This is a genomic window from New Jersey aster yellows phytoplasma, from assembly GCF_002554195.1.
Lineage (GTDB): Bacteria > Bacillota_I > Bacilli_A > Acholeplasmatales > Acholeplasmataceae > Phytoplasma.
The window spans coordinates 1-4,642 of sequence record NZ_MAPF01000051.1; the positions used below are offsets into that span (position 1 = coordinate 1).

At 25.1% G+C, this 4,642-nt stretch carries 5 protein-coding genes and 1 pseudogene; 3 read left to right on the forward strand and 3 right to left on the reverse strand.

Annotated elements, in window-relative coordinates; all coding sequences use genetic code 11:
• The first annotated feature begins 7 nt into the window (after positions 1–7).
• A pseudogene (locus tag BBA70_RS02100) lies at positions 8–910 on the forward strand (IS3 family transposase).
• Between the two features lie 404 nt (positions 911–1,314).
• On the opposite strand, the gene BBA70_RS02105 reads toward BBA70_RS02100, so the two are convergent.
• Complete coding sequence (locus tag BBA70_RS02105) at positions 1,315–1,581, reverse strand: hypothetical protein (RefSeq protein ID WP_252861572.1); 267 nt, start codon at positions 1,579–1,581, stop codon at positions 1,315–1,317.
• A 34-nt stretch (positions 1,582–1,615) separates the two neighbouring features.
• On the opposite strand from BBA70_RS02105, the gene BBA70_RS03680 reads away from it, so the two are divergent.
• Positions 1,616–1,744 carry a hypothetical protein gene (locus BBA70_RS03680; RefSeq protein ID WP_290124282.1) on the forward strand — a complete coding sequence of 43 codons (129 nt, stop codon included), beginning with the start codon at positions 1,616–1,618 and terminating at the stop codon, positions 1,742–1,744.
• 9 nt (positions 1,745–1,753) lie between these two features.
• Positions 1,754–2,062, forward strand: coding sequence for a hypothetical protein (locus tag BBA70_RS02110; protein WP_252861573.1), 309 nt, complete (start codon positions 1,754–1,756; stop codon positions 2,060–2,062).
• Between the two features lie 335 nt (positions 2,063–2,397).
• On the opposite strand, the gene BBA70_RS02115 is transcribed toward BBA70_RS02110, so the two are convergent.
• Both BBA70_RS02115 and BBA70_RS03805 read right to left on the reverse strand, forming a co-directional pair.
• The gene (locus BBA70_RS02115; RefSeq protein WP_308495565.1) at positions 2,398–3,909 is read right to left on the reverse strand and encodes an AAA family ATPase; all 1,512 of its coding nucleotides are present in this window, start codon (positions 3,907–3,909) and stop codon (positions 2,398–2,400) included.
• A 133-nt stretch (positions 3,910–4,042) separates the two neighbouring features.
• Positions 4,043–4,441, reverse strand: coding sequence for a hypothetical protein (locus BBA70_RS03805; protein WP_308495566.1), 399 nt, complete (start codon positions 4,439–4,441; stop codon positions 4,043–4,045).
• Between the last annotated feature and the right edge of the window lie 201 nt (positions 4,442–4,642).

A 4,642-nucleotide genomic window follows, 5' to 3' on the forward strand; every position in this document is an offset into this window, starting at 1 on the left:
AACTCTAATGAAAAAAACAAAAAATGATAAAAAAACAGTTTTTGAATTGGTTAAACAATTCAATAAAATACTAAATTTAAAAAAACATTTTAAAAACTATCAAAATCAAAAGAAGCGATTATTATTATTGGTTTAAAGTCGAAAATAAAATAAAAGACAAAAAAAGAAAAATACTTATTACAACAAAATCGCATTAAAGCTTTATGTTTACACCAAAAATATTTTTACTGTCATCGTAAAATCACTGATTTATACCAAAAAACTTTTAACGAAAACATTACCAAGAAAAAAATTTATACTATTATGAAAGAAAACGGTATTTTTTGTCGTTTAAGAATTAAAAAAATAAATGTTATTTTAAAAATAATTTAAAAACTAAATTAAAAGTAGTAGACAATTTAATAAATAAAGACTTTTTATCAACATCCCCTTTACAAAAATTATTAACCAATATTACTTATTTAAAAAACTCCCCAAGGATTTTTATATTTTTCTTGTATTGTTGATTCTTTTAACAACCAAATCATCTCTTACCAAACTTCAAAACATCAAAATAAAAAATTGGTTTTAAACGCCATCAAAAAAATACCTCCATTAAAAGAACCTTGTATTATTCATTCCGACCAAGGAACATTTTATCAATCGCAAAAAGTCCAACAAACACTAACTAAAAAAAGGTTTTTTAATCAGCATGTCAAGAAAAGATACTCCACATGATAACGGTGTAATTGAAAACTTTTTTGGTCAAATGAAAACTATCTTACAACATCAACATCCTTTTTTTATTTCAAAAATCAACCGAAAAGTTAAAAAAATAATCAATTATTTCCATAAATTTTAGAACAATCAATGGTTTTTAGCTAAATTAAATTATTCATCACCAACTCAATATTCCCTAAATTTTAGATAATAATTTTTTATTTCAAATTTTCAACCTTGAAAAAGGTTATCTTTTTACGCATTTTTTTAATCAAAATAACATAATTACGTAAAAAAATAATTATGTTTTCATTTTTTTAGGGGTTTTTAACTTTTTTTACTTAAATATATAGTGTAAGGTTAAAATATTTAAAAAAAATATTTCCTTAGTTTGAAAAGATATGAAATTATCTACTTATTTGGAAGTCTTAAAGAACAATTTTAGAGACAAAATTTGTTCTTTAGATTTAAGTTGGGATTGTAATTCAATTATTTTTCCTTCAAGGTATAATTTTTCTAGTTGTTGGGCTCGAAGGTTAATGTTTAAATATCCCTTTTCGGTTTCTAAAATCTTTTTGTTTTTATGTTTATTTGTTAAATTATTTTTTCTATTTGTTATTGAGAGGTTTGTTTAGAAACCCTTAATTCAGTTGTTTTTTTAATTCTTTGGTTAATTTTTTGTTTAATTTCTTCTGATGATTTTCCTTCTTGAGAAAGTTTTGCTGCATATTCTGTTAACTCTTTTTTTAGTTTTGCTTCTTCTGTTGCTTTAATAGCATCTAAATCATAAACTTCTACTAAATTTGGGGGTAGAGTTTTAGCTTTGGGGGGTGTTTTATCTGTTAATAAAACTGTTGCTAAAAAAGCAATAGCACTAAACAAAACTACTTTTCCTAAAAATGGTCCTATACCAGAGATGAAAAAACATGCACCTGCAAGTAGAAAACCGCCAATAAACCATAAAGCTTTTGAAACATTAGAAGAATATTTAGGATTAATACCTATTTTTTCTAACCATTCTTTAGTTTTATCATCTAAATTATGACATGTATCTTTGATAAAAACCCAAATTTTTGTAGCTCCTTCACCAAATTGGGCTGCTACTTCAGGGAAGAATTTAGAAATGATAAGCCATAATGCCCCACCGATTAGTATGATTGGTAATAAAATAATGATTGCAGTTATTGATGATTTAATAATTTTTACAAACCAATTAGCTTGCTTTTGTTGTGTTTCTACAATTATTTTTGTAGGTTGTAGATTGCTTTGGGCAATTTGTTTTGAAGGTTTTTTGATTATAGATGACTTTGTATTTTTTTTCTTTGAGGTTGATTTATTTTTGATTTTTTTATATTGGGTTTAGTTGGTGGTTTAGATTGGGATTTTTTTGCCATATTATTTTTTACTCGCTTTCTTTATAGGTTTTATTTTGATTTATTATAATTTTCTCTAATTTATCTATATTTTCATTAATTTTTTAAAAATTGCTTTGAGGTTTCTTGTTTGAATTCAACTACTTTCTTTTCAACTCTATTGATGTTGTCTTTTAAATATTAACTTTTTGAATTGAAATGTTCTTTTAAATTATTATGATTAGCAAAATAAAAAGTAATACCCATGGAAATAAAAATACTGATTAATTAAAACAATATTTTAAAATATTGTTTTAATTCTTGCATTTTTCAAGTTCTCCTTATTTTATTTATTTATATTTTCTTTAGTGTTAAATTTCTTAGTATAAAGGGTGAGGTATTGTTTTACTGGGTTGAAGTGGAGATAGTAGGTTTTACATATAATATGATTATCTTCATCTTTTTTGTTTGTAGGGCAATTAACTTCATCCATGAAAAAGTCTTTATCTTCTTCGAGGAGGTATTTGGGGCCTTTGTAGTTGAGTTCTATGTAGTGATTTGATGGGGATACAATAGGACTATGAGGGTAAAATTGTGAGTCTTTGTATTTGTTTTTTGTGTGGAAAAAATTGAAATATTGTCCTGGGGTGAATTCGAGACTTAGGATATGCCATTCATTGAATGGGGTTTTGCAGAATGTGGCGAGGTCAGTTGGTTCATATTCTTGGTGTTGACCTTTGCCTAGTCCATTTAGTCCATAGAAGATGTATTTTCTGTTTACTTGAGTATTATCTTTAGAGGGAGTTAAGTATTTTAATAATCCTTCCTTCCATTCTACATATTGTTCTTCACACTCTTTTCTTCTATTTTCTTTTTCAGTGTCAGAAAGTTTAATGTTTTGGAAAGTATTAATAGCTTCATCTAAGTCTGAAGGCAATATAACTTCGTGTTTAGGGTTTTTGCGTTTGTATTTTTTGGCTTTAATAAAAGCACTTTCAATTATTTTTTCTCTTAAATCTCTGGTAGAAATTGTTTTGCCTTTACATTTGTTAGCAATTTCTTTTAAATGAATATATGTTTGATAAATAATTTTATAATCAGTTACTAAAAATTGTAAAAAACCTTCAATTTCATCATCTTTTAATAAATCAATTTTAATTTCTTTGCTAAATCTACTTCTTAAAGCGCTATCAATTTTATCTAAATGATTGGTAGCTCCCATTAAGACAATTTTTTTATCGCTTCTTTTAAACCCATCTAATTTAGTTAATAAATTATTAACAATATTGATACTTGTTTTGTTAGATTGATTATCTTCCCGATTAGCTAGTCCACTAATTTCATCAATAAAGATAATGGTTTTTTTGTGTGATTCCGCTTCTTGCCATATTTTCTCTAATTCTTCATTACCTTCACCAACATAAGTCTTTTCAAATCTTGATGGTTCTAATACAATATAGTGTGTACCTAATTCATTACATAAAGCTTCAATCAAAAAACTTTTTCCTGTTCCTGGGGGTCCATATAGTAAATATCCACTAGGAGTTACTTTATAAAAATTAACAATATCGGGACCATCATCTTGAAAATATTCAATTAAATCTTCTAATTCTTCTTTTTCTTGTTTCATGCCGTATATATCAGAAAACATAACTTTCTGTTTGGGGGAGTGATAAGAAATATTGTTTTGCAAAGATTTGATTTCTTCTTGTAATTGTTTAATTTGTTTGTCAAAATGTATTAATTGACCATCTAAGAACAAATCATAACTTTTTAATTTTTGGAATTCTTCAGTATTGTCTTTGTTTTGAATCATTAAGTCTTTAATGATATTCTTATTAGCGTCATTCAAAGCCATCGCTTCTTGTAAGCCTTGAAGTTCTTTGGTAATAAATAAATTATTGCTAGTTTTGATAATTTGAGAAGTTTGTTGTTTTGAATTTGTTCTTGAGATTTTGATTTTGTAGTTAATAATTTGTTTTTTTGTTCTATTAATTCCAAAGTTTGTTTATGAATTGGTTCTTTTTTTCCTTAATTTCTTGTATTTTTTTGTTTAAAGAAATAATTTCTTCTTGTAATTGGTGCTTTTCTTCTTCTTTTAAGTCTTTATTTTGGAGGTTGTTTTCTTTATCTTCTTTGGTGGTTGTTAATTTTTTAAGTTCAATATTAAAATCATTCATTAACTCTAAATTTAATTTAATTTGTTGAGTTAAATGTTCTATTTGTTGATTTCTTTGGTTATTTTCATTAATTTTAGCTTCGCTAGTTTTTTTTAACTCTTTGAGATATTTTGATATTTCTTCAAAAGATTTGTTTTGATTGGTTGACGGATGATTATTTTGAAATAAATTATTATTGTTATAATTTTTTAAAAAAAACCATAAATCCATAAACCTAAAATGGCAAAACCACATACAACTAACAAATTTAAATAAATTTGTTTTAATTTCATATTAGTTCCTTTCTTTTATTCTTTTTTTTATTCAACATCATAATATAAAGTACGATTTTGTACAGAACGTTTTCATATAAATAAATTTTTTAAAAGATTTAATATGACTATTCGACCACGATATTCCTTATTGAATATA